We start from the raw sequence: 22,446 nt of genomic DNA, 5'->3' as shown, positions 1-22,446 counted from the left end.
TCACCAGAACGTTCCACTGTTCAAGGGGACCCCTATCCCTTGGCCGCACCGCCCCCGCAGAACCCCGCCTCCAAGGCCCCCGCCAACGCGTCCAGCACCTTCCCGTTGTTGGACGTGTTGGCGACAGCCGTAAGACTCCGCGAACCGTCCACCGAGGCGAAGGCATACGTGTAGTACCCCTGCACCACCCCCGTGTGCCCGTACACCGACACCCCGCACGACAGATCACGCCGCCGCAACCCCAGCCCGTACGCCGTCGTACCGTCGACCGGCGTGAACCGCTCCATCTCGCCGAGCCGTGCGGCGGACAGCAGCTTGCCGCCGAGCAGCGCACCGTAGAAGACGTCGAGATCCCGCGCGCTGGAGATGATCGCCCCCGCGCTCTGCGCCCACGACACCGTCTGGTCGGTGGCGTCGACCAACGGCTCACCGCCCTGGTCCGGGGTCAGGTACCCACGGGCGTACCGGCCCGGAATCGCGGTCGAGGGATGGACATAGAACGTGTCCCGCAGCTTCAGCGGCCCGAAGATGCGGTTCTCGTACTCGGTCCGCACGGAGTGCCCGGTGAGCTTCTCGATGAGCATGCCCGCCACGACGAAGTTGGTGTTGGAGTACGAGTACGCGGCGCCGGGCTCGTTGGTGAGCGGCTTCTTCAGGGAGAGGTCGACCAGCTGGCGATAGGTGAAGACCTTGTTCCGCACCGCCTCGAAGCCGGACACGCTGTCGGCGAACAGGTCCTTGGTGTAGTCGTAGAGGCCACTGCGGTGGCTCAGCACGTCGCGGACCGTGATCCGGTCGTCCGGCAGCAGCCCCGGCAGGTAGCGGTTGACCGGTGCGTCGAGCGTCAGCCGGTCCTCGTCGGCGAGCTGCAGCAGGACGACGGCCGTGAGGGTCTTGGTGACGCTGCCGACGCGGAACCGGTCATCGGTGGTGAGGGCCCGCCGGCTGCTCCGGTCGGCGACTCCGCGCGCCGCCTCGAACGTCCGGCCCTGGTCGTCGATCCGGGCCAGCGCGCCCGGCGCGCCCCGGTCCACCGCGGACCGCAGTGCCGCGGCGAGGCCCACGGGGTCGGGAGCCGGCAGCGCCGCTGCCGCAGGCGTGTCCGCCTCTCCGGTCGCGGCCCGGGCCGGGACCGCCAGGAGTGACAGCGCGACCGCCCCGAGGAGCACGCCCCGCCCCACTGTTGCCGAGATCATCCGGACACCCTCTTTCAGCGATACGAATCCACACGGCGCTTGATGCGACTTCGGTCACATTCCGGCCCTGGAACCTAGGGGATGCAGACGACGTCTCCACAGCCGACACACAGTTGGTCAGCTCCTGATCACTCTGTGGCGCGCATTTGTAAAGGATTGCCCTAGAAGGTCGAGAAATCGATCATTCCGCCTTTACGTGCACATGACTGATCAGCAAGGGTTGCGCCTCGGGGCCCGACCAGCCCCCGTGACGCCCAACAGCGTCACGCAGCAAGGCGGTTGGGGATCCCTGCTGCCTTCGAACGAAGGAACCCTGATCAGTGCGTAGACCGCACATACGCAGCGTCGCCGTCGCCATCGCGGTGACCACCGCTGCCACGGGCCTGGCCGGTACGGCCTTCGCGGGCTCCTCCACGGGGGCGGACCGGTCCACGGCCGCCGCCACCACGAACGCCACGGCGGTGGTGGAGGCGGCGCACACCGCGGCCTTCGCCCATGCCTCGGCGACCGGTGTGTCCCAGGGCGACGAACTGCACGCCCAGGACGTGATGCTCGACCCCGAGGGCGCCCGGCACGTCCGGTTCGTCCGCACGCACGACGGCATGCCCGTGCTCGGCGGTGACCTCGTCGTCCACCTCGACCACGAGCTGTCCTACACCGGCGTGACCCGCGCCGCCGGACACGCCGTCAAGCCGGCCAGCACGCAGGCCAAGCTGTCCGCGGACCAGGCCGCCGCCAAGGCCGCCCAGGCCGCCAAGGGCGACGCGGGCACCGCCCAGCTCGTCGTCGACGCGCGCGGCGGCTCCTCCGCCCTCGCCTACCAGGTGACCGTGACCGGCCAGGACGGCTCCAACACCGTCGTCGTCGACGCCGTCACCGGCAAGGTGCGCAGCAACACGCCCGACAGCGACGAGTTCCTGTCGCCGAAGCTGCTCGAAAGCCTGCGCAAGCACGGTGAGACCGCCGACCCGGCCACCGGCATCGGCTCCGCCTCCGGCACGGCCGGCCTGCTCGGCTCCGGCCTCTCCGGCGCCACGGGCTACCCGTCGAGCGCCAAGGGCACCGGCAAGACCCTCTTCGTGGGCAACGTCGGCCTGACCACCACGCAGACCTCGCGCGGCCACTACCAGCTCAAGGACCCGAGCCGGTACGGCACCGAGACGCGCGACGCCAAGGGCTCGACCACGGAGAAGTTCGGCTCGGGCACGAAGTTCACCAACACCACCGACGTGTGGGGCAACGGCACGACCGCCAACCGTGCCAGCGCCGCCGCGGACGCCCAGTACGGCATCACGAAGACCCTGGACTTCTACAAGTCCACCTTCGGGCGCAAGGGCATAGCCAACAACAGCAAGGCCGCCCAGGGCATGGTCCACTGGGGCAAGAAGGTCGCGAACGCCTTCTGGGACCCGACCTGCAACTGCATGCTCTACGGCGACGGCGACGGCCAGATGTTCAAGAAGCCGCTCGTCGTCCTCGACGTCACCGGCCACGAGCTGACCCACGGCGTGGTGGACGCCACCGCCAAGCTGGAGCCGACCTACGTCGACCCCGACGGCAACCAGTTCGGTGAGCCCGGCGCGCTGAACGAGTCGCTCGCGGACATCTTCGGTTCCAACGTCGAGTTCTACGCCAAGAACGCCAAGGACACGCCGGACTACCTGATCGGCGAGAAGCTGGGCCTCGCGCAGAAGTTCCTGCGCCGCCTCGACCACCCCTCGCTGGACAAGCTCGAAGGCACGATCGACTACTGGTCGTCGAACGTGTACGACGCCGAGGTGCACGCCGGTTCCGGCGTCTCCTCGCACGCCTACTACCTCCTCGCCGAGGGCAGTGGCAAGAAGACGATCAACGGCGTCAACTACGACTCGCCGACCTACAACCACGCCACGGTCAAGGGCATCGGCCGCACCAAGGCCACCGCCATCTTCTACCGGGCACTCACCCGCTACATGGTCTCCACGACCGACTTCCACGACGCGCGCATCGCGACGCTGAAGGCGGCCAAGGACCTGTACGGCGCGAACAGCACCGAGTACAAGACGGTGGACAAGGCGTGGGCCGCGGTCAACGTCACCGCCGCCAACACGCCGTCACACTGACGGACAGCCGCACCACCGGATGCCCCGCCGTCGCGCGGGGCATCCGCATGTCCCGGTGATCGCCGTCCCGCGAGTTCCGGGAGATCCGGCTCGGGAACCGGTGGAGGCGCTGCCCGGCGACTACCGCACGCCGACTGCGGAACTCGGCCGGGAGAGTCCCAAGACCGGCCGGCTGGAGGAGCGGATGTCCCCGGACAATCTCGGCGAGACGCGGATCGGTGACCGGAGCGGGAGCGCGCGGCGGGTGCGGCGCCGAACCGCACCGGAGGGACGGGAAACCCACCGAGGTGCGCATCCGCGGCGTCGGCGGGACCATGACCTCCGTGGGATACGCAGGTACGTCCCGGACGGCCCGTCTGCGGTCCGGCGGGTCCGTCACGCGCCGGGACTCCGCCCCGTGACCGGCCGCCTCGGACGCGTCTGCCGCGTCGCCGCCGCCCTGCTCACGGCCGTCTCCTGCCAGTCCGCTCCCGCCCGGGCGGCCTCCCCGCCGTCCGCCGAACGGTCCTCCGGGATCGTCACCTGGGCGGCGAGCGCCGACCGCATGGGCGAGGGCACCGCCGATCGGGGCTACCGGCTGATCGTGCACACCAGCGTCGGCGGCACCGGTCTGCGCGTCCGCGTCACCAACGCCTTCGGCGACCGGCCGCTGACCCTGGACAGCGCCTACGCCGGCCTGCGCGGCCGGGGCGCCGCCCTGCGCCCCGGCAGCAACCGGCGGCTCACCTTCGGCGGCGCCCGCACGGTCACCGTCCCCGCGGGCGCCGCCGCCTGGAGCGACCCGCTGCCCGGCAGCTGGCCGGCCGGCAGCGATCTGGCCGTCAGCCTGCACACCCCGGACGCGGCCGGCCCGGCGACCGGCCACTGGATGGCGATGCAGACCTCGTACACCGGCCAGGGCGACCACACCGCCGAGGACGGCGCCCGCGCCTGGGGGCGGACCACCGGCTCCTGGTGGTACCTCGACGCCGTGTCCGTACGGCCGTCCCGCGCGGCCACCGGCGCCGTCGTCGCGCTCGGCGACTCCATCACCGACGGCTGGGCGTCCACCAGCGACCGGAACCACCGCTGGACCGACTACCTCGCCCGGCGCCTGCACACCTCCCACGCCCCCGTCCAGGGCGTCGCCGACGAGGGCATCTCGGGCAACAAGGTGCTCGCGGACGGCGCCGGGCCGAGCGCCCTGAACCGGCTGGACCGGGACGTGCTGTCGCTGCCCGGCGTCCGCACCGTCTTCCTCTTCGAGGGGATCAACGACATCAAGGCGCACACCGGCGTCACCGCGCGGGACCTGATCGCCGGCTACCGGCGACTCACCCAGCGCGTGCACGAGGCGGGGAAGTGCGTGGTCGCCGCCACGGTAGGGCCGTTCGAGGGCTGGCCCGAATGGGACCCCGCCGCCGATGCCGTGCGCCGGGAGGTGAACCGGTACATCCGCACCGGCGGGGACTTCGACGCGGTCACCGACTTCGACCGCACCCTGCGCAGCCCGCACGACTCCGCGCGGCTGCTGCCCTCCCTCGACGGCGGCGACCACCTCCACCCAAACGACCAGGGCATGCACGCGCTGGCCGACACCGTGGACCTCGGCAGTCTCCGCTGTGCCCGCTGACCGGGCGCGGCCGGTCACACCGCCCCGGGAACCTCCGGCATCCCTTTGACAGCGCTCAACCCCGCAACGTCTCCGCCCAGTTCACCGGCACCCGCCCCGCAGGCCCCGGCACCGGCTGATCCGCAGGATGACTGACGGGCGGCGCCAGTTCAGGTCCCGCCGCGTACAACTCGTCCGTGGCGTAGTTCCAGAACCACTCCTCACCCGGCTCAAAACTCCGGATCACCGGATGCCCGGTGGCGTGGTAATGCGCGGTCGCATGCTTCGCGGGGGAGTCGTCGCAGCACCCGATGTGCCCGCACTGCGCGCACCGCCGCAGATGGAACCACCAGCCCCCGGCCTCCTCGCACTCCACGCATCCCGGACCGCTCGGCGGGACGCCCGGGTCGACTCCGTCGACAGTGCTCATACGGTTTCCTCCACTTCCTCCGCCGGCGTCTCGGCGGTCAGCGGCAGCAGCACCTGGAAGCGGGTGTCGCCGGGCACCGACTCCACGCGCAGGGTGCCGTGGTGCTTGTTGACGACGATCCGCCAGGAGATGTCCAGACCCAGTCCGGTGCCCTCGCCGACCGGTTTCGTGGTGAAGAACGGGTCGAAGATCCGGCCCTTGATCTCGGGCGGGACACCGGGCCCGGTGTCCCGGAACTCCACGAGCAGCCGCTCGTGGTCGAGGCCGGTCCGCACGGTCAACGTGCCCGTGCCGCCGGCGCTGTTGATGGCGGACACCGCGTTGTCGATCAGGTTCGTCCAGACCTGGTTCAGCTCCGCGGGATACGCGGGCACCGGCGGCACGGTGCGGTCGTACTCCTTGACGACCTTGATGCCGGGGCCTCTCTTGCCCGACAGCATCAGCAGGGTGCTGTCGAGGAGTTCGTGCACGTCCACCACGCGGTAGGGGGCCCGGTCCAGCTGTGAGTACTGCTTGGCCGCGTCGACGAGATGCGAGATACGGGTGGTGGAGTCCTCGATCTCGTTCATCAACAGCTCAGTCTCGATGGTGTAGTTGAGCCAGCCCACCGCGCCCGGCAGGATCTCCTCGTCCACCGCCGCCGCGACCCGCTCCAGCCAGTCGACGTCGAGTCCGGCCTGCACGAAGGCGGGCGCCAGCTGCCAGCCGTGGTCGATCCCGTGGTCCTCCAGCCAGTCGGTGAGCGTGTCCTCCTGGTCGCTGGCCTCCAGCGGGCTGAGCACGGGTGCCTTCGCCACCCGCTCCGCGGTGCGCTCCTGGATCTCGATCAGACTCACCAGCGCGTCACGGGAGAAGGGCCCTTCGGTGATCACCGCGAGCTTGTGCCGCATCTTCGCGATGCGTTCCCGCAGGGTGGCCGTGGCCCGGACCGCTGCCGCCGCCGGGTTGTTCAGCTCGTGCGTCAGCCCCGCCGACAGCGAGCCGAGTGCCAGCAGCCGCTCCCGCTGCCCGATCGCCGCCTGGGTGTTCTTCGACCCGAAGAACAGGCCCTCCAGCAGGTGCGTGGCCATCGGGAACCAGTCGGTCATGACGTCCGCGAAGATGTCCGCCGGCAGCACGAAGAACCGCGTCGGCTCCGTCACCCGCATGGAGTTGTTGTAGACCTGCCGCACCCGGTCGCCGAGGTAGGCCTGCATCGCGCCCGCGTACACGCCGCGCTGCGAGGTGCGGGTGACCTCCACGTCGTCGCCGGCGACCCGGCGGGACAGCACGACCGTACCCTCGATCATCACGAAGAAGCAGGTGGCGGGGTCGCCCTCGGTGTACACCGGGCCCGGCTCGAACAGTTCCACCCGTCCTTCGCTGCACAACCGCCCCAGCTGCTCGGCGCTCAGCTTCTCGAAGAGGAACAGCGAGCTGATCTCCCGGGGGCTGCACGGCATGATCCGACCGCTCACGGCTGCTCCTCGCTCATGACTGCTCCAGATACCGGTGGACGAGCATCACGGCCATGGCTCCCTCTCCCACGGCGGACGCGACACGCTTGGCGGACTCGGCGCGCGCGTCGCCCGCCACGAACACCCCGGGGACGCTGGTCTCGAGGTGGTACGGCGCCCGGTCCAGCTCCCAGCCGGCCGGCGCCCGCCCGTCGGCGGTCAGATCGGGCCCGGACAGGATGAACCCGCGCTCGTCGCGCAGCACCGCGTCCCCGAGCCAGTCGGTCAGCGGCGCAGCGCCGATGAACACGAATATCCACTGCGCGTCGACCTGTTCGCACTCCCCGGTCACCGTATGACGCAGCGTCAGCTGCTCCAGGTGGTCCGAGCCGTGCGCCGCGTCCACGACCGTGTGCGGGCGCACCGAGATGTTCGGCGCCTCGTCGATCTGCTGGATCAGGTAGTGCGACATCGAGGCCGACAGGTCGGGGCCGCGCACCAGCAGCGTCACCGACTTCGCGCCCCGGGACAGGTACATCGCCGCCTGGCCCGCCGAGTTGGCGCCGCCGACGATGTAGATGTCCTGCCCCTGGCAGGAGGCCGCCTCGGTCAGCGCCGAACCGTAGAACACCCCGCAGCCGGTCAGCTCGGTGCAGCCGGCGGCCTCCAGCTGCCGGTACTGCACGCCGGTCGCGAGGATCACGCTGTGCGCCGCGATCGCCGAGCCGTCCGCGAACCGTACGACCCGGGCGGCGCCGTTCGCCTCCAGTCCCGTCACCTCACGGGCGGTCAGGATCTCGGCGCCGAACTTGGCCGCCTGGCGCCGCGCCCGGTCGGTGAGCTGGGCGCCGGAGACCCCGTCGGGGAAGCCCAGGTAGTTCTCTATCCGGGAGCTCTGCCCGGCCTGCCCGCCGGTCGCCGACCGCTCCACCAGCACGGTCCGAAGCCCCTCGGACGCCCCGTAGACGGCCGCGCCGAGCCCGGCCGGTCCGCCGCCGATCACGATGAGGTCGTAGAAGTCGCCCGCGGGCGTCGTCGCCAGTCCGACCCGCGCCGCCAGTTCGGGCGCCTCCGGCTCGACCAGCGCGGTGCCGTCCGGGGTGATCACCAGCGGCAGCCGCTGCCCGTCCTGCCCGGCGGCGGCCAGCAGCCGCTGGCCCTCGGGCTCCTCCACCGAGTACCAGCGGTACGGCACCTGGTTGCGGGCCAGGAACTCGCGCACGTCCGAGGACCGCGCCGACCAGCGGTGCCCGACGACCTTGGTGCTGGGCACCGGCTTGTAGGCGCTGGTGCGCCAGGCCTGAAGCAGGTCGTCCAGGACCGGGTAGAGCTTCTCCTCCGGCGGGTCCCAGGGCTTGAGCAGATAGTGGTCCAGGTCCACCACGTTGATCGCGTCGATCGCCGCGTTCGTGTCCGCGTACGCGGTCAGCAGCACCCGCCGCGCCCCCGGATAGACGTCGAGCGCCTGCTCCAGGAACTCGATGCCGTTCATCTGCGGCATGCGGTAGTCGGCCAGGATCACCGCCACCAGGTCGCCGCGCAGCTTCAGCTCGCGCAGCGCGTCCAGCGCGGACCGACCGGACTCCGCGCGCACGATCCGGTACGACTCGCCGTAGCGCCGCCGCAGGTCGCGGGCGACGGCGCGGGAGACTCCCGGGTCGTCGTCCACGGTCAGGATGACGGTCCGCGCTGTGTCCGCGGCCTGTGCCATACGTCTCCCACCCCGAGCGTCGGTTCCACGGCCGGTGTCGTGGAGACCACCGCACCGGTTTCCAGCCATCGTATGTTCGATCGCCCCGGTCCGCCCTGGGATACGACAGGCGGCGCGATCAGCCGGACCGCCCCTGCTTTTGTGCGGTCGGCCGACGGCTCGTGGAAGAGATCACCGTGCCCGTGCGCGACGGTGCCCGACAGTGGGCAGCAGCACCACGACCGAGTGGCGAGGACGAGGAGGCTCACGCATGACACGCCCGATCACGGCAGGGGTGGACGGTACGGAGGAGAGCCTGGCCGCGCTGGACTGGGCCGGCCGGGAGGCCGTACGCCGGGGGCTGCCGCTGCGCGTGGTGAACGCCTGGCGCTACGCCGAGTCGCTCGCCACCGCCGACCGCGACACCCAGCACGGGTGGGTCTCGGAGGGCGTGACGGAGGCCGTGCACGCCGTCTCCGAGCGGCACCCGGAACTCCGGGTGAGCGTGGACGTCATCGAGAGCGAGCCCGCGCACGCGCTGGCCGGCGCCGCGGCGGAGGCCGAGATGCTGGTGCTCGGCTCACGCGGGCACGGGCCCGTGATCGGCTTCCTGCTGGGCTCGGTCGGCCGGCAGGTGATCGCCGGGGCGACCCGTCCGGTGGTCCTGGTGCGCGCCGGGGACCAGCCGACGGCCGAGGCCGCGGGGCGGGACGTCGTCGTCGGCCAGCACGGCGACCCCGAGGACAGCGCGGCCGCACTGCGGTTCGGGTTCGAGACGGCGGCCGCCCGCGGCGCGGCCGTACGGGCCGTACGGGCGTGGACCCTGCCCCCGGTCTTCGCCTACAGCCCCGGCTCGCTCAAGCTCCTCGACGACGTGGGCGGTCTGGAGCCCTACGAGAAGGAGGCGCTGGCCGAGGCGCTGCGGCCGTGGCGGCAGCGGTTCCCCGACGTCCCCGTGGCCGAGCACGTCGAGATGGGCAGCGCGGGCCAGGTGCTGCTGTCGGTGGCCGGCCGGGCCCAGCTGATGGTCGTCGGGCGCCGGTCGCACCGTACGGCCGTGGGCGCCCGGATCGGCTCGGTCGCGCACGGGATGCTGCACCACGCCGACTGCCCGGTGGCCGTCGTCCCGCACGGCTGAGCTACTCGGCCTCGGTCGGCTCCAGGGTGGCCCGCGCCCTGGGCAGGACGTTCGCGATGTAGTCCTTGACGGCCGTGTCGAGGCCCATGTCGTGCTGGGCGTGCTCGGACAGGTACCAGCGGTGTTCGAGGAGTTCGTGGTAGATCTCGGCCGGGTCCATGGAGCCGCGCAGCTGAGGGGGCACGGCCCGCACGGTGGGCCGGAACACGTCCCGCACCCAGCGGTGGGCCAGCACCTCCGGGCGGGCGGCGAGGGGGTCGCCGGGCGCGTAGTCGTCCTGGGTGGCCATCCAGCTCTCCAGGTCGTTCAGCAGCCGCCGCGCCTGGTTCTCCTCGGCGTCCAGGCCGGTCAGCCGCAGCAGCTGACGCTGGTGGTGGCCGGCGTCGACGACCTTCGGCACGAACGTGACCGTGTCGCCGTTGGAGGAGTGTTCGATCTGCATCTCGGCCACGTCGAAGCCGAGGTCGTTCAGACGGCGGATCCGGCGTTCGATGTAGTGGTACTTGCCCGCCGGGTACACCGAGGTGCGGGTCAGCTCCTGCCACAGGCCCTGGTACCGGGTGCAGATCTCGTGCCCGAACTCCACCGGGTCCACGGACGGGTGCAGCGCCCCGGACGCCTCCAGGTCGAGCAGCTCGCCGCTGATGTTCACCCGGGCCAGATCGAGGTCGTACTCCCGCTGCCCGGGGCTCAGCCGGGGGTGCAGATCGCCGGTCTCGGCGTCGACCAGATACGCGGCGTAGGCGCCCGCGTCCCGCCGGAAGAGGGTGTTGGACAGCGAGCAGTCGCCCCAGGCGAACCCGGCCAGATGCAGCCGGACGAGCAGCACGGCGAGGGCGTCCATCAGGCGGTGCATGGTCGCCGGGCGCATGGTCGTCTCGAACATCGAGCGGTACGGCATCGAGCCGCGCAGATGCCGGGTGATCAGGACCGGCTCCAGCGGGGCGCCGGAGCGGTCGGTGCGGCCGGTGACCACCGCGAGCGGGTCGACGGCCGGGATGCCGAGCCGGTCGAGGTCGCGCAGCAGCTCGTACTCGCGCAGCGCGGGCCGCTCGGCCAGCTCCTTGACGGCGATCACCTCGTCCCCGGCGTGCGCGTACCGCACCACGTGCCGGGAGATACCCCTCGGCAGTGGCACGAGGTACTCCTCGGGCCACTCCTCCAGGGGCACGTCCCAGGGCAGGGCGAGCAGGAGCGCGGGGTGCTCCGGGTTCGTGGCGTTGATCTGCAAGGCCATGGCACGAACCCTACGGCCCCGTCCGGGTGTTCCAGGAGACCTGGTGTGTTCCAGGAGACCCGGTGTGTTCTAGGCCCGGTCCCGGGCCAGCTCGGCCGCCGCGCGTACCGGGCCCCGGTGCACCGGCCCGTGTCCCGGCAGCAGGGTGTCGCCGTCGAGCGCGCCGATCAGCTCCAGGGAGGCCACCACCCCGGGACGCTCGTGGTGGAAGAAGTCGTGCAGGATCTGCGGGCCCTTGACCCGCGAGGTCGCGTGCCCGCTGACCAGCGCGTCCCCGGAGATGACGATCCCCGCCTCCGGCAGGTGGTAGACGCAGTGGCCGTCGGTGTGGCCCGGGGTGTGCACGGGCACGGGGCGGCCGGGCAGGTCGAGTGCGCCCTCGCCCGGGAACGGCTCGGGCGCGGTGACGGGGTTGTGGTCGGTGCCGCCCGCGCGGATCACATGCACCGCCCAGGGCAGGACACCCGGCCGCCAGGCGTTGCGTACCACGTCGCCGATGGTGGCCTGCTGGAGGAAGTCCCGTCGCGCGTGCGGCACTTCGGCCGGGTGCAGGTAGACGGGCGTGCCGTGGGCGGCGCGCAGGTACTCGGCCGAGCCCAGATGGTCGTTGTGCGCGTGGGTGATCAGCACGGCGGCGACCGCCTCCGGTGAACTGCCCACCTCCGCGAGGGACTCCAGGAGCCCCTGCCGGTCCCCGGGGTACCCGGTGTCCACCAGCGTGACGGCGTCGCCGTCCTTGAGGATGACCCAGTTGACGTTGTTGCCGTGCACCAGATAGGTGCCGTCGGCGACTTGGTGTACTTCTGCCCGCATGATCTCCCCGAGCCCTGTGCGGCCGATCGTCGGGGAAAGCCAACCAGATCGGGCGGTGTCCCGCACCAGGGGGGTGCGTCAGTGCACGCCGTGCGGCCGGAACTGGATGCTGATCCGCGGCCCTACCGCCCTGGCCGTCTTCGGTACGCAGTGTTCCCAGGTCCGCTGGCAGGAGCCGCCCATCACGATCAGGTCGCCGTGGCCGAGCGGCCGCCGCAGCGTCGTACCACCGCCGCCCGCCGGGCGCAGCAGCAGGTCCCGGGGTGCGCCGACGGAGAGGATCGCGACCATCGTGTCCTCGCGGGCGGCCCGCCCGCCCCGGTCCCCGTGCCAGGCCACGCTGTCCCGGCCGTCGCGGTAGTAGCACAGCCCGGCGGTGGTGAACGGCTCGCCCAGCTCCTCGGCGTAGTGCCGGGACAACGCGGCGCGCGCCTCGTCGAGCAGCGGGTGAGGGAGTGGGTCGCCCACCGAGTAGTGCGCCAGCAGGCGCGGTACGGCCACCATGCTGTCGTACATCTTCCAGCGCTCCGCCCGCCACGGCACCTCCGCCGCCAGCTTCTCGAACAGGGCGGCGGCCCCGCTCAGCCATCCCGGCAGCACGTCGATCCAGGCGCCGGCGCCCAGCTCGGTCCGGCGCAGCCCGTCGAGCGAGCCGAGCCGCAACTCGTCGGTCTGGTCGAAGAGGGAGCCCTGGAGATGCGTGGCCATGAGCCCAGAGTACTCCTTAATCGAAAACATGTTCCCATCCGATCATGTGTCGGACGTACGACCTTTCGATACATCGGTGTATCGGATACATTCACGTATCGAACAGAGGGGCGGCAGCCGATGGAAGACACCCCCAAGCGCGTCACCCGGCGCCGGGTACAGACCCGCGCCCGGCTGCTCGACGCCGCGTTCCAGGTCTTCGCGGCCAAGGGCTTCGGGCGCGCGTCCATCGAGGAGATCTGTGAAGCGGCCGGCTTCAGCCGCGGCGCCTTCTACTCGAACTTCACCACGCCGGACGAGCTGTTCTTCGCCCTCTACCAGGAGCGCGCCGACCTCATCGCCGCCCAGGTGGCCGAGGCGCTCGCCCAGGACGGGCCCGGACTCGACGTGCCGGCCGCCGTGGACCGGGTCACCGAGGTGTTGCTGCTCGACGTGGACTGGCTGCTGGTCAAGACCGACTTCCTGGTGCACGCCGCCCGTGACCCCGGGGTCGCCCGGGCCCTCCTCGACCACCGCGCCCGGCTCCGGGAGGCGATCGCCGACCGGCTGTTCCGGACCCGCGGCCACACCGAACTGCCCGCCGTACTCGAAGACGTGGACGGCGCCGCGCACGCCGTGGTCGCCGCGTACGACGGCGTCACCACCCAGCTGCTGCTGGACAAGGACGTCGAAGCGGCACGGGCCTGGCTGAAACAGCTGCTCACCGCAGTTCTCACCGACGGCAGCAGCTGCCCGTCGAGCATCTGAGGAAGGACACACTCGCCATGGACGCGGACGTCATCGTCGTCGGAGCGGGCCTCGCCGGCCTGGTCGCGGCGCACGAGCTCACCAGCCGGGGCCGCCGGGTCGCCCTGGTCGACCAGGAGAACGCCGCCAACCTCGGCGGCCAGGCGTTCTGGTCCTTCGGCGGACTCTTCCTCGTCGGCTCCCCGGAGCAACGCCGCCTCGGCATCAAGGACTCCTTCGACCTCGCCTGGAGCGACTGGCAGGGCAGCGCGGGGTTCGACCGGCTCGACGACGAGGACTCCTGGGCGGTGCGCTGGGCCCGCGCCTACGTCGAGTTCGCGGCCGGCGAGAAGCGGTCCTGGCTGCGCGGACACGGCATCGAGCTGCTGCCGACGGTCGGCTGGGCCGAGCGCGGCGACCTCAGGGCGGACGGACACGGCAACTCCGTACCCCGCTTCCACATCGCCTGGGGCACCGGCACCGGCGTGGTCGAACCGTTCGTCCGGTACGCCCGGCAAGCCGCCCGGGACGGACTGCTGACCTTCCACCACCGCCACCGGGTCGACGAGCTGGCCATCGAGAACGGCACGGCACGCGCAGTCCGCGGCACCGTGCTCGCCGAAGACCGCTCGCCGCGCGGTGTCGCCTCCAACCGGGACCGGACCGGTGACTTCGAACTCACGGCCCAGGCCGTCGTCGTCACCACCGGCGGCATCGGCGCCGACCACGACATCGTGCGCCGCCACTGGCCCGCCCGGCTCGGCACCCCGCCGGCCGGTATGGTCACCGGCGTCCCGGCGTATGTCGACGGCCGCATGCTCGACATCAGCGCCCAGGCCGGTGTCCGGCTGGTCAACCGGGACCGCATGTGGCACTACACCGAGGGCCTGCAGAACTGGGACCCGATCTGGCCCGGCCACGGCATACGCATCCTGCCCGGACCCTCCTCCGTCTGGCTGGACGCCCTCGGCCGCCGCCTGCCCGACCCCTGCCTGCCCGGCTACGACACCCTCAACACCCTCAAGTACCTGCGCACCACCGAGGACATCGCCGGATACGACCACTCCTGGTTCATCCTCACCCAGAAGATCATCGAGAAGGAGTTCGCGCTCTCCGGCTCCGAGCAGAACCCCGACATCACCGCCAAGGACCGGGGAGCCGTGCTGCGCGACCGGCTGCTCGGCAAGGGCGCCCCCGCACCGGTGCAGGCCTTCCTCGACAAGGGCGCGGACTTCGTCACCGCCGGCAACCTGGAGCAGCTGGTCGGGAAGATGAACGCCCTCACCGACAAGCCGCTGCTGGACGCGGCCGAGGTGCGCCGCCAGATCGAGGCCCGCGACCTGCAGATCGCCAACCCCTACAGCAAGGACGCACAGGTCCAGGGCATCCACAACGCCCGCCGCTACATCGGCGACCGGCTCGGCCGGGTGGCCACGCCGCACCGCATCCTCGACCCGGCCGCGGGCCCCCTCATCGGCGTCCGGCTGCGCGTACTGACCCGCAAGACCCTCGGCGGCATCCAGACCGACCTGGACTCCCGCACCCTCGGCGCCGACGGCACGCCGATCGAGGGGCTGTACGCGGCGGGCGAGGTGGCCGGCTTCGGCGGCGGCGGGGTGCACGGCTACAACGCGCTGGAGGGCACGTTCCTCGGCGGCTGCCTGTTCTCGGGGCGGGCCGCGGGCCGGCACGCGGCCCGGCACACCGGCTGAGGCTCAGCCCTTCAGCAGCTCCAGCAGCACCTGCGCGTGGCTCTGCTCCGGCCTCTTGGACGCGGTCAGCAGCGTCACGCGCTTCCTGCGGGCCGCCTTGCGCAGGCCGTCCAGGAGCTCCGCGGCCTCGGGGGCGTCGAGCTCCGCCTCGTAACGGTGGCGGAACTCCTCGTACGAGCCGCCGCCGTGGTACCACGTGCGCAGCTCGGTGGAGGGCGTGAGCCCCTTGGGCCACTCGTCGACATGCGCCTCGTCCTTGGCGAGGCCGCGCGGCCACAACCGGTCGACCAGCACACGCAGCCCGTCGTCGGACTCGGGCGCATCGTAGATACGGCGCATACGCACGCTCACGGTCGTCACTCCCTCCCGGCACGGCGGACGGTGACGCGAGCGTAACCCGGTGGCCCCCGGTCCGCCGGGCGGCGACGCGACGAGACTTGACCGCAAGAAGAGCGAGTCCCGGGCACCGGCGCCCTAGTCTGTCGGCCAGCCGATCACCCGCCACCTCCCGAGGAGCGCCCGTGACGCCACCCTGCAGACAGCCCGCCCGGCGCCGTACCGCCGTCCTGCGCCGCGAGGCGGTGCTCGCCACCGTGCCCGTCGCCGTGGCGGCACTCGTCGGCGCCACCGCACCCGCGGCGGGGACGGCCGGCGCGGCCGGGGCGGGCGACCCCTACTTCCCGCTCAGCGGCAACGGCGGCTACCACGTCCGGCACTACGACCTGACGCTCCGCTACACGAGTGACGCTCCGTACCTCGACGGCAAGGCCGTGCTCGCCGCCCGCGCCACCCAGCACCTCAGCCGCTTCGACCTCGACCTCACCGGCCTGAAGGTCACCGGCGTCACCGTCGACGGCCTGCCCGCGGCCTACCGGCGCGACGGCCAGGAACTCGTCGTCACCCCGCGCCGCACCCTGCGCGCGGGCCGGGACTTCCGGGTCACCGTCGCCTACCACGGCACCCCGAAGCCGGTCACCGACCCCGACGACTCCGCAGACGGCTGGATCCCCACCGACGACGGCGCCTTCGTCGCGGGCGAGCCGCAGGGCGCGATGACCTGGTTCCCCGCGAACAGCCACCCCAGGGACAAGTCGTCGTACGACATCACGATCACCGTCCCGCAGGGGCGCACGGCCGTCGCCAACGGCGCCCTGCTCGCCCAGCACACCGCGCACGGACGGACGACCTTCCACTGGCGCGAAACCCAGCCCATGGCCGCCTACCTGGCCACCGCCACCGTCGGAACGTTCAAGGTCGAGCAGTACACCACCCACGACGGCATCCGCGTGTACAACGCCGTCGACCCGCGCGAGGCGAGCGAGGCCGCGCCGGTGCTGAAGAAGCTGCCGTCCGTCCTGGACTGGGAGAGCAAGCTGTTCGGGCCGTACCCGTTCCGCTCCGCCGGATCGATCGTCGACCACGCCCCGGACATCGGCTACGCCCTGGAGACCCAGACCAGGCCGCTCTACGACTCCGCGCCCGACATCGACACCCTCGTCCACGAGAACGCCCACCAGTGGTTCGGCGACTCCGTCTCGCTGACCGCCTGGAAGGACATCTGGCTCAACGAGGGCTTCGCCACCTATGCCGAGTGGCTGTACGAGGAGCAGCACGGCGGCGACAGCGCCCAGGAGACCTTCGACGCCCTCTACGCCCACCCCGCGAGCGACCACCTGTGGGCCTTCCCGCCCGGCGACCCGGGCAGCGGCGAGAACATCTTCGACACGCCCGTCTACGCCCGCGGCGCGATGACGCTGCACGAACTGCGCAAGGCCGTCGGCGACCGGCACTTCTTCCGGATCCTGCGCGCCTGGGCGACGGAACACCGGGGCGGCCACGGTACGACGGCCCAGTTCGTGCGGCTGGCGGAGCGGATCTCGGGGAAGTCGCTGGACACGCTCTTCCATACCTGGCTGTACACCAGAGGCAAGCCGGACAACGCCTGAACCCTGACCGTTTCCAAACAAGTGTCGGCCAGGGTCGACACCATGATCCAACGCAGAACCGCCGTCGCGCTCCTCGCCTCCCCGCTGCTGCTCACCGGCTGCGGCGGCGGAGCCGAGGCCACCGAGCGCCGGACACCCCCCACCCCTGACGCCCGGACCACCACCCCCGATGTCCAGGCGGAGCAGGCGCCGCCGGGCATACCCGGCCTCGGCCCCACACGGTCGGCGGCGATACCCGGGCGGTGCGGGCAGGCCGTCGTCGTCACCGGGCGCGGGAAGAACTCCCCGCTCTGCACGGTCGTCCTGTACGAACGCACCGCCACGGGCTGGCAGGCGGGCACCGCATGGCCCGCGCACAACGCGCTGCACGGCTGGAGCGCCCATCACCTGCTGGACGACCTGCGCTCCCCGCTCGGCGTCTACACCCTCTCCGACGCCGGCGGCCTGCTCCCGGACCCCGGCAGCAAGCTGCCGTACCACCAGTCCAGCGGATTCCGCTCGCCGGGCACCGGCTTCGAGGGCGAACCGCTCGACGGCTGCTTCGACTACGTCCTCGCCGTCGACTACAACCGCAGGCCCGGCACCTCGCCCCTGGACTGGACCCGGCCCCTCGGCCCGGAGCGCGGCGGCGGAGTCTGGCTGCACGTCGACCACGGCGGACCCACGCACGGCTGCGTCAGCGTCGCCAAGGCCCCCATGAAGGAACTGCTGCGCACCCTCGACCCGGACCGGCATCCGGTCGTCGTCATGGGGTACGCCGACTGGCTGGCCGGCTGAGCCGCCTAGGATCCGAACTCGTGTGCGCACATGTACTGGTCGCCGAGGACGACGACAAGCAGGCCGAACTGATCCGCCGCTCCCTGCTGGCCGAGGGACACACCGCCACGGTGGTGCACGACGGCGCCGCCGCACTCGATGCCGCCCGCCGGCTCCGGCCCGACCTCGTCGTCCTGGACCTGATGCTGCCGGTCGTCGACGGCTTCGGCGTGTGCCGGGCGCTGCGCGGCGGCGACGCCCCGGACATCCCGGTGGTGATGCTCACCGCCCGCTCCGCGGAGGACGACCTGCTGCTCGGCCTCGAACTGGGCGCCGACGACTACATGACGAAGCCGTACAGCCCGCGCGAACTGATGGCCCGCATCCGCACGGTCCTCAGACGCAGCGGGCGCGGCGTCGGCACCCGCGACGACGACCCCGTCGTACGGGCCGCCGGGGTCAGCGTCGACCCCGTGCGGCACGAGGTGCGCTGCGACGGCGTACCGGTGGAGTGCACGCCCGCCGAGTTCCAGATCCTGCTGGCCATGGCCGGGGAACCGGAACGGGTGTTCACCCGGCGGCAGTTGCTGCAGTACACCCGCGGCTTCGACCGGGCCTCCACCGAGCGGGCCGTCGACGTGCACATCATGAACCTGCGCCGCAAGATCGAGACCGACCCGCGCCGCCCGGCACGGCTGCTGACCGTGTTCGGGGTCGGCTACAAGCTGAGCGGTGCGCGGCCGTGACGCGCCGGCCACCGGCGATCCGCACGAAACGCCGGATGCCGCTGCGCAAACGGCTGCTCGTCCGGCTGCTGTCCGTCTCGGCCCTGATCGCCTTCTGCTCGGTGGCCGCCACCGCCTGGCTCGCGGTGACCACCACGACCAGCGCCCTGAAGGAGGAGCAGGGCCAGGACCTCGCGGCCGACAACAGCATCCTGGCCCGGCTCAGCGGGTACGCCGCCACCCACACCGGCTGGACGGACGTACAGCGCACCGTGCGGGACCTGGCCGCCGAGACCGGGCGCCGGATCGCGCTCACCACCGTCGACCGCACCCTCGTCGCCGACTCCGCGCCCCGCGGCACCCCGCTGCCGCCCCGGGCCGCCGCCACCGTCGACCCGCTGCGCACTGACACCTACAGCGAGACCGGCGCCCAGCTCAGCGGCATCGACCCGCGCGCGGTCGGTCCCTACCGGCTCCCGGCGAAGGAACGCGCGCGCCTGGACACGCTGGCCGCCCGGCGCAGGCAGTGCTACGAGCGCTACGGCCTCCAGGCCACCGTCGTACGGACGGCGAGCGGGCGGCCGGTGCTCAGCACCCCGGACGGCACCGATCCCACCGGCTACGGCGCGACGGTGTGCGAGGACGGGCGGCTGAACACCCCCACACCGACGGAGCAGAAGGCCCTGGACGAGCTGTCGGACCTCGCGCGGCCCTGCCTGAACCGGGCCGGCCCGGACCCCGGCGGTCGGCCGTTCCCCCTCTTCGACCCCGGCGGCAAGGACCCCTTCGGCGGCTATCTCGTCGCCGAGTACGCCCAGTCGGGCAAGGAGGCCACGGCGCGGGCCGCCCAGCGCTGCATCCTGACCGCCCGCAGGACCCAACTGGAGCCGTACGTCGCCCCGGTGGCCGAGCTGTTCCTCGGCATCGGCGACCAGAACCCCTCGCGCTTCGACATGTCCGCGGCGAACAAGGCCAAGGTGATCGGCGCGGCCGGCCTGGTCCTCGCCGTCACCGTCGCCGTCACCGCCGTCGTCGCGATCCGGCTGGTACGGCCGTTGCGCGCGCTGACCGAGGCCGCGCAGCAGCCGCCCGAACTGCATGTACGGGTGCCGGTGACCACCCGGGACGAGACCGGCATCCTCGCCGAGGCCTTCAACGACCTGACCGAGCGCCGCGAACGCCTGGAGGCCCAGCGCAAGGCGATGGTCAGCGACATCGCGCACGAACTGCGCAGCCCGCTCACCAACATCCGCGGCTGGCTGGAGGTCGTCCGCGACGGGGTCGTCGAGCCCGACCCGCCCCTGCTGGACTCGCTGCACGAGGAGGCGCTCGTCCTGCAGCGGATCATCGACGACCTGCAGGACCTCGCCGCCGCCGACGCCGGCACCCTGCGGCTGCACCGCGAACCGCTGCGCGCCGGGGAGCTGCTGGACCAGGTCGCCGCCGCCCACCAGGTCGCGGCCGGAGCCGCCGGGGTCGCCCTGCGCACCGAGGCCGATGCCGCCGCCTGGCTGGACGCCGACCCGGTGCGGATGCGGCAGGCCCTCGGCAACCTGGTCTCCAACGCGCTGCGGCACACCCCGGCCGACGGCACGGTCACGCTCGCCGCCCGCCGGGACGGCCCCGATGTGGTCCTCACCGTCACCGACACCGGCACGGGCATCGCGCCCGAGGACCTGCCGCACGTCTTCGACCGGTTCTGGCGCGCCGAGAAGTCCCGCAGCCGTCGCACCGGCGGCAGCGGCCTCGGTCTGCCGATCGTGCGGCACCTGGTCGCGGCCCACGGCGGTACGGCCGAGGCCGCGTGCGAGCCCGCCGAGGGCGCGGTCCTCACGCTGCGGCTGCCCGCGGCCGGCCCGCCCGCCGACGACACCTGATCGCGCCTCCGATTCCCCCCGCCCGCCAGGGGTACTCCGGTCCCGCGGTGCAGTCCAGGGAGGTGGTGCCATGAGCGCAGCGGATGACCTGCCGGTCCTGTCCACGCTCACCGAGGTCGCCCGCCTGGTGGACGGGCACCACGGCCTGTACGTGCGCTGGTCCCGGGGACCCGGCCGTGACCTCGCCGAAGCCTCCAGCACCGACGACCTCACGGGCGTGCCCATGCCCGGACTGTCCGCCAATCCGCTCGACGTCGAGGACTGGTGGGAGGGCCGCTCGTTGGAGCTGTGGGTGGCGCGCCGGCTGTACGACTACGCGCACCTGCCGCACGACAAGGGCCCCGGCGTACGTCCCTGGGTCCTGCGGGGCAGGGAGACGGGCCGTGGTCCCGACAACGAACCGCTCGTGACCGACGCCGAGCCGTTGTGCTGGATCGCGGACGAGGTGATCGACGCGGCGAGGACCGAGGTGACGCGGCAGGAGCGGGAGTGGGGGACCCTGCGCCGCGGTGGCCGCTGAGCGCAGGATCCCCGGGGTGTCCGGTCAGCCGGAGCGCGGACGGGAGCGGGCGCGGCGGCGCAGCGCCCGGCGCTCCAGCTCGGTCGTCCCGCCCCAGATGCCGATGCCCTGGCCCGTCTCCAGCGCCCAGTCCAGACACTGCTCCCGGACGGGGCAGTGCGCGCAGACCGCCTTGGCGTGCTGCGCCTGCACCTGCGCCGGTCCGGTGGTGCCGATGGGGAAGAACAGGTCGGGGTCTTCGTGACGGCACGCGGCATGGTCGCGCCAGTTGTCCATGGAAGTCTCCTGGATCGGATCGAAGTCGTCCGTGCCTGTCGAATGCGTACGTCGGACTCGGGTGACCGGACGGGACGGCGTGAAACGGCGCATCCGGCAGGGGATTGTGTGACGGCCGCGATCCGGTCACGGGCGCGGCGTACGGCCGGGGACGAGTAGGCGCCCGCCGTCACCGATAGTTAGGCTCTCGAAGCGAAAAGATGTAACGAGCAACCTCTGTCGGCACCAGCACACCCCAACAGGACACACGTGGACACGAGCGAGAGCAGTACCACCCGACCCCCCTCCCCGACGGACGCGGAGGGCGCTGAGGACGCGGCGGCCCCGCCCCGGCGCGGCTGGCGCCGCTGGGCGATGGACACCCGTCCCCTGCGCATCCCCGCCTACCGGCGCCTGTGGACGTCGACCATCGTCACCGCCGTCGGCAGCCAGCTCACCGCCGTCGCCGTGCCCAAGCAGATCTACGACATCACACACTCCTCGGCGTGGGTCGGCTACGCGAGCCTGGCCGGCCTCGTGCCCATGGTGGCGTTCGCGCTGTGGGGCGGGGCGGTCGCCGACACCGTGGACCGCCGCAAGCTGCTGCTGGTCACCAACTGCGGCATCGCGGTGACCTCGCTGCTGTTCTGGGCGCAGGCCGTCGCGGGGCTGGAGTCCGCCGCCGTGCTCATGGTGCTGCTCGCGTTCCAGCAGGCCTTCTTCGGCCTCAACGCCCCGGCCCGCAACGCCTCCATAGCCCGGCTGGTCCCTGCCGGGGAACTGCCGGCGGCCAACGCGCTCGGCTCCACGGTGATGCAGACCGGCCTGGTGGCGGGTCCGCTGCTCGCCGGAGTGCTCATCCCGGTCATCGGGCTGCCCGAGCTGTACCTGATCGACGCGCTGGCGCTGTGCGTGACCGTGTGGGCCGTCTTCCGGCTGCCCGCGCTGCCGCCGCTCGGCGAGGCCGCCGCCCGCCGGGCGGGGGTGCGCGAGATAGCCGCCGGGTTCCAGTACATGTCCCGGCACAAGGTGTTGCTGCTGTCCTTCCTCGCCGACATCGTCGCCATGGTGTTCGGCATGCCCCGCGCCCTTTTCCCGCAGCTGGCCGCGCAGACGTACCACTCCTGGGGCGAAGGGCTCGCGCTCGGCGTGCTGTTCGCCGGCATCCCGGTCGGCGCGGTGCTCGGCGGACTGTTCTCCGGGGCGTTCTCGCGGGCCCGCCGGCACGGCTGGATGGTCATCGGGGCGGTGGTCGGCTGGGGCGTGGCCGTGGCCGGGTTCGGGCTGAGCGGCAACCTGTGGGTGGCCCTGGCCTTCCTCGCCGCGGCCGGGGTCGCCGACATGGTCTCGATGGTGTTCCGCGGCGCGATCCTGCTGTCGGCGGCGACCGACGAGATGCGCGGCCGGATGCAGGGCGTGTTCACGGTGGTCGTCGCGGGCGGACCGCGCCTGGCCGACGTGCTGCACGGCACGGCCGGCTCGGCGTTCGGCCCGCGTGCCGCCGTGGCGGGCGGCGGTGCCCTGGTCGTCGTGGGGATGCTGGCCCTGACCGCGGCCGTACCGGCGCTGCGCCGGTACCGGATCTGAG

20 protein-coding genes are annotated in these 22,446 nt (G+C 72.3%); 11 read left to right on the top strand and 9 right to left on the bottom strand.

Features of this window, described 5'->3' with window-relative positions:
- Positions 1 to 32: 32 nt before the first annotated feature.
- Positions 33 to 1,196 (bottom strand): serine hydrolase domain-containing protein, encoded by a 1,164-nt coding sequence (locus tag ABZ624_RS35770; protein WP_360098596.1) that lies wholly within the window; start codon positions 1,194 to 1,196, stop codon positions 33 to 35.
- A gap of 320 nt (positions 1,197 to 1,516) precedes the next feature.
- On the opposite strand from ABZ624_RS35770, the gene ABZ624_RS35765 reads away from it, so the two are divergent.
- Both ABZ624_RS35765 and ABZ624_RS35760 read left to right on the top strand, forming a co-directional pair.
- Positions 1,517 to 3,298 (top strand): M4 family metallopeptidase, encoded by a 1,782-nt coding sequence (locus tag ABZ624_RS35765; protein WP_360098594.1) that lies wholly within the window; start codon positions 1,517 to 1,519, stop codon positions 3,296 to 3,298.
- Between the two features lie 397 nt (positions 3,299 to 3,695).
- The gene (locus ABZ624_RS35760; protein WP_360098592.1) at positions 3,696 to 4,910 is read left to right on the top strand and encodes an SGNH/GDSL hydrolase family protein; all 1,215 of its coding nucleotides are present in this window, start codon (positions 3,696 to 3,698) and stop codon (positions 4,908 to 4,910) included.
- Between the two features lie 55 nt (positions 4,911 to 4,965).
- On the opposite strand, the gene ABZ624_RS35755 is transcribed toward ABZ624_RS35760, so the two are convergent.
- From ABZ624_RS35755 to ABZ624_RS35745, 3 genes are read right to left on the bottom strand one after another with little or no spacing between them, the layout of a single operon-like run.
- Complete coding sequence (locus ABZ624_RS35755; RefSeq protein WP_360098590.1) at positions 4,966 to 5,319, bottom strand: UBP-type zinc finger domain-containing protein; 354 nt, start codon at positions 5,317 to 5,319, stop codon at positions 4,966 to 4,968.
- The gene (locus tag ABZ624_RS35750) at positions 5,316 to 6,761 is read right to left on the bottom strand and encodes an ATP-binding protein (RefSeq protein WP_360098644.1); all 1,446 of its coding nucleotides are present in this window, start codon (positions 6,759 to 6,761) and stop codon (positions 5,316 to 5,318) included. The genes ABZ624_RS35755 and ABZ624_RS35750 overlap by 4 nt, the downstream gene beginning before the upstream one ends.
- Positions 6,762 to 6,789: 28 nt before the next feature.
- Positions 6,790 to 8,466 carry an FAD-dependent oxidoreductase gene (locus ABZ624_RS35745; protein ID WP_360098588.1) on the bottom strand — a complete coding sequence of 559 codons (1,677 nt, stop codon included), beginning with the start codon at positions 8,464 to 8,466 and terminating at the stop codon, positions 6,790 to 6,792.
- 250 nt (positions 8,467 to 8,716) lie between these two features.
- Between ABZ624_RS35745 and ABZ624_RS35740 the strand changes: the two genes are divergently transcribed.
- Positions 8,717 to 9,583 carry a universal stress protein gene (locus tag ABZ624_RS35740; protein WP_360098586.1) on the top strand — a complete coding sequence of 289 codons (867 nt, stop codon included), beginning with the start codon at positions 8,717 to 8,719 and terminating at the stop codon, positions 9,581 to 9,583.
- Between the two features lies 1 nt (position 9,584).
- Here ABZ624_RS35740 and ABZ624_RS35735 read toward each other — a convergent pair whose 3' ends face one another.
- The 3 genes from ABZ624_RS35735 to ABZ624_RS35725 all read right to left on the bottom strand — a co-directional run bounded on the left by ABZ624_RS35735 (position 9,585) and on the right by ABZ624_RS35725 (position 12,341).
- Positions 9,585 to 10,820: a DUF4032 domain-containing protein gene (locus tag ABZ624_RS35735; RefSeq protein WP_360098584.1), complete on the bottom strand. Its 1,236-nt coding sequence runs from the start codon at positions 10,818 to 10,820 to the stop codon at positions 9,585 to 9,587.
- Between the two features lie 69 nt (positions 10,821 to 10,889).
- The gene (locus ABZ624_RS35730) at positions 10,890 to 11,633 is read right to left on the bottom strand and encodes an MBL fold metallo-hydrolase (protein WP_360098582.1); all 744 of its coding nucleotides are present in this window, start codon (positions 11,631 to 11,633) and stop codon (positions 10,890 to 10,892) included.
- A 78-nt stretch (positions 11,634 to 11,711) separates the two neighbouring features.
- Positions 11,712 to 12,341, bottom strand: coding sequence for an alpha-ketoglutarate-dependent dioxygenase AlkB (locus ABZ624_RS35725; protein ID WP_360098580.1), 630 nt, complete (start codon positions 12,339 to 12,341; stop codon positions 11,712 to 11,714).
- A 120-nt stretch (positions 12,342 to 12,461) separates the two neighbouring features.
- Here ABZ624_RS35725 and ABZ624_RS35720 point away from each other — a divergent pair, with 120 nt between their 5' ends.
- Positions 12,462 to 13,088 carry a TetR/AcrR family transcriptional regulator gene (locus tag ABZ624_RS35720; protein ID WP_360098578.1) on the top strand — a complete coding sequence of 209 codons (627 nt, stop codon included), beginning with the start codon at positions 12,462 to 12,464 and terminating at the stop codon, positions 13,086 to 13,088.
- A 17-nt stretch (positions 13,089 to 13,105) separates the two neighbouring features.
- The gene (locus ABZ624_RS35715) at positions 13,106 to 14,779 is read left to right on the top strand and encodes an FAD-binding dehydrogenase (RefSeq protein ID WP_360098576.1); all 1,674 of its coding nucleotides are present in this window, start codon (positions 13,106 to 13,108) and stop codon (positions 14,777 to 14,779) included.
- A gap of 3 nt (positions 14,780 to 14,782) precedes the next feature.
- Here ABZ624_RS35715 and ABZ624_RS35710 read toward each other — a convergent pair whose 3' ends face one another.
- Positions 14,783 to 15,130 (bottom strand): DUF488 family protein, encoded by a 348-nt coding sequence (locus ABZ624_RS35710; RefSeq protein WP_360098574.1) that lies wholly within the window; start codon positions 15,128 to 15,130, stop codon positions 14,783 to 14,785.
- Between the two features lie 170 nt (positions 15,131 to 15,300).
- Between ABZ624_RS35710 and ABZ624_RS35705 the strand changes: the two genes are divergently transcribed.
- From ABZ624_RS35705 to ABZ624_RS35685, 5 genes are all read left to right on the top strand, one after another.
- The gene (locus tag ABZ624_RS35705; protein WP_360098572.1) at positions 15,301 to 16,725 is read left to right on the top strand and encodes a M1 family metallopeptidase; all 1,425 of its coding nucleotides are present in this window, start codon (positions 15,301 to 15,303) and stop codon (positions 16,723 to 16,725) included.
- A gap of 42 nt (positions 16,726 to 16,767) precedes the next feature.
- Positions 16,768 to 17,502 carry a L,D-transpeptidase family protein gene (locus ABZ624_RS35700; protein ID WP_360098570.1) on the top strand — a complete coding sequence of 245 codons (735 nt, stop codon included), beginning with the start codon at positions 16,768 to 16,770 and terminating at the stop codon, positions 17,500 to 17,502.
- A gap of 20 nt (positions 17,503 to 17,522) precedes the next feature.
- On the top strand, positions 17,523 to 18,227 hold the full coding sequence (locus ABZ624_RS35695; protein WP_360098568.1) for a response regulator transcription factor: 705 nt from the start codon (positions 17,523 to 17,525) through the stop codon (positions 18,225 to 18,227).
- A gap of 35 nt (positions 18,228 to 18,262) precedes the next feature.
- Complete coding sequence (locus ABZ624_RS35690; protein WP_360098642.1) at positions 18,263 to 20,083, top strand: HAMP domain-containing sensor histidine kinase; 1,821 nt, start codon at positions 18,263 to 18,265, stop codon at positions 20,081 to 20,083.
- A 70-nt stretch (positions 20,084 to 20,153) separates the two neighbouring features.
- Complete coding sequence (locus ABZ624_RS35685) at positions 20,154 to 20,603, top strand: DUF6098 family protein (protein ID WP_360098566.1); 450 nt, start codon at positions 20,154 to 20,156, stop codon at positions 20,601 to 20,603.
- A 24-nt stretch (positions 20,604 to 20,627) separates the two neighbouring features.
- Here ABZ624_RS35685 and ABZ624_RS35680 read toward each other — a convergent pair whose 3' ends face one another.
- On the bottom strand, positions 20,628 to 20,879 hold the full coding sequence (locus tag ABZ624_RS35680) for a WhiB family transcriptional regulator (RefSeq protein WP_360098564.1): 252 nt from the start codon (positions 20,877 to 20,879) through the stop codon (positions 20,628 to 20,630).
- 249 nt (positions 20,880 to 21,128) lie between these two features.
- Between ABZ624_RS35680 and ABZ624_RS35675 the strand changes: the two genes are divergently transcribed.
- A complete protein-coding gene (locus ABZ624_RS35675; protein ID WP_360098562.1) occupies positions 21,129 to 22,445 on the top strand; it encodes an MFS transporter in 1,317 nt (438 codons plus the stop codon).
- Position 22,446: the final 1 nt, after the last annotated feature.

This window comes from Streptomyces sp. NPDC007205, assembly GCF_040634095.1.
Classification (GTDB): Bacteria; Actinomycetota; Actinomycetes; order Streptomycetales; family Streptomycetaceae; genus Streptomyces.
The sequence above is the reverse complement of the archived record's forward strand: the minus strand, read 5'-3'. Positions and strand labels throughout refer to the sequence as shown.

Coding starts and splice junctions, on each gene's coding strand:
- ABZ624_RS35720 (WP_360098578.1), top strand. CDS start 12,462: ATGGAAGACACCCCCAAGCGCGTCACCCGGCGCCGGGTACAGACCCGC.
- ABZ624_RS35725 (WP_360098580.1), bottom strand. CDS start 12,341: ATGGCCACGCATCTCCAGGGCTCCCTCTTCGACCAGACCGACGAGTTG.
- ABZ624_RS35730 (WP_360098582.1), bottom strand. CDS start 11,633: ATGCGGGCAGAAGTACACCAAGTCGCCGACGGCACCTATCTGGTGCAC.
- ABZ624_RS35680 (WP_360098564.1), bottom strand. CDS start 20,879: ATGGACAACTGGCGCGACCATGCCGCGTGCCGTCACGAAGACCCCGAC.
- ABZ624_RS35750 (WP_360098644.1), bottom strand. CDS start 6,761: ATGCCGTGCAGCCCCCGGGAGATCAGCTCGCTGTTCCTCTTCGAGAAG.
- ABZ624_RS35690 (WP_360098642.1), top strand. CDS start 18,263: ATGCCGCTGCGCAAACGGCTGCTCGTCCGGCTGCTGTCCGTCTCGGCC.
- ABZ624_RS35735 (WP_360098584.1), bottom strand. CDS start 10,820: ATGGCCTTGCAGATCAACGCCACGAACCCGGAGCACCCCGCGCTCCTG.
- ABZ624_RS35745 (WP_360098588.1), bottom strand. CDS start 8,466: ATGGCACAGGCCGCGGACACAGCGCGGACCGTCATCCTGACCGTGGAC.
- ABZ624_RS35700 (WP_360098570.1), top strand. CDS start 16,768: ATGATCCAACGCAGAACCGCCGTCGCGCTCCTCGCCTCCCCGCTGCTG.
- ABZ624_RS35740 (WP_360098586.1), top strand. CDS start 8,717: ATGACACGCCCGATCACGGCAGGGGTGGACGGTACGGAGGAGAGCCTG.
- ABZ624_RS35755 (WP_360098590.1), bottom strand. CDS start 5,319: ATGAGCACTGTCGACGGAGTCGACCCGGGCGTCCCGCCGAGCGGTCCG.
- ABZ624_RS35715 (WP_360098576.1), top strand. CDS start 13,106: ATGGACGCGGACGTCATCGTCGTCGGAGCGGGCCTCGCCGGCCTGGTC.
- ABZ624_RS35685 (WP_360098566.1), top strand. CDS start 20,154: ATGAGCGCAGCGGATGACCTGCCGGTCCTGTCCACGCTCACCGAGGTC.
- ABZ624_RS35770 (WP_360098596.1), bottom strand. CDS start 1,196: ATGATCTCGGCAACAGTGGGGCGGGGCGTGCTCCTCGGGGCGGTCGCG.